Annotated in this window: 1 protein-coding gene; it reads left to right on the forward strand. The window is 57.6% G+C overall.

The annotated features are described in order from the left end of the window. Window positions 1–112: 112 nt before the first annotated feature. On the forward strand, window positions 113–609 hold a 497-nt coding region (locus AC30D7_RS28750), incomplete at its 3' end, for a transposase (protein ID WP_490136331.1).

Raw genomic sequence — 609 nt, forward strand, 5'->3', positions numbered from 1 at the left:
GCCATCCCTTTCAAGGTCTTAGGTAAAATCTTCTGAAGTTTCTATCAGGGATACCCGAACGATGTGGGCCGATGTTCTGGAGCGTTTCGAGAAAAAAGCACCTGCCAGCGTTATGGCCAAATTGGCGCTGGAGCACGCTATTGCCCCTGAGTGGGTCGATCAGGTCTTCGAAGAACATCGGCAACGGCAGTATTCTCGTGAGCTACTGTTCTCGACCATCATCAAGCTGATGTCCCTTGTTTCATTGGGTTTGAAGCCATCCCTGCACGCCGCGGCGCGGCAACTGGAAGATCTTCCTGTTAGCCTGGCGGCCCTCTACGACAAGATCAGTCGTACCGAGCCAGCTCTGTTGCGCGCCCTGGTCACGGGCTGTGCGCAGCGCCTGGCTCCAACCATCAAGGAGTTGGGTTGCACGGCGATGCTGCCGGGTTGGCAGGTTCGGGTGGTGGACGGTAATCACTTGGCATCCACTGAGAAACGACTGGGGGCTTTACGCCACGAGCGCGGCGCCGCTCGGCCCGGGTTTTCGGTGGTTGTCTACGACCCCGACCTGGATCAAGTCATCGACCTGCAGGCATGTGAAGATGCCTACGCAAGCGAGCGTGTTTG

It is taken from the genome of Pseudomonas sp. DF5 (assembly GCF_058148225.1).